Source organism: Bowmanella yangjiangensis (genome assembly GCF_017255015.1).
Taxonomy (GTDB): domain Bacteria; phylum Pseudomonadota; class Gammaproteobacteria; order Enterobacterales; family Alteromonadaceae; genus Bowmanella; species Bowmanella yangjiangensis.
Genome location: NZ_JAFKCS010000867.1, coordinates 1 through 296, shown reverse-complemented (window position 1 = coordinate 296; position 296 = coordinate 1). Strand labels below are relative to the sequence as shown.

Below are 296 nucleotides of genomic sequence, written 5' to 3'. Positions count from 1 at the left end.
CCTGGGCGCAAGCACTGCCGAGCAGCAGCAGGGTCATGACGCGAAGAATGAGGGCGGGCATAGGGGTACCTCTGGCTGGTATAGATGTCAGGGAGAAGGGATCTGGCGTTGGGCGAGGAGGGTGCGTACGGGGAACTCCCAGATCACCGTCTGCACCTCGTCGCCACTGGCGGCAGGGCCGGCCAGGAACTCGTTCATGGACTGGAACGGACCGCGCGCTTCCAGGGCGACGGTCACCAGATCGCGCTGCAGCGCCTGCTTGAGAAAGCCGGCGAAGTTCCAATCGTCGATACGCG

At 64.5% G+C, this 296-nt stretch carries 1 protein-coding gene; it reads right to left on the bottom strand.

Features of this window, described 5'->3' with window-relative positions; all coding sequences use genetic code 11:
* Positions 1–87 precede the first annotated feature (87 nt).
* Positions 88–296 (bottom strand): alginate O-acetyltransferase AlgX-related protein (locus J0A65_RS27015; RefSeq protein ID WP_416135351.1); only part of this gene is annotated, 209 nt, incomplete at its 5' end.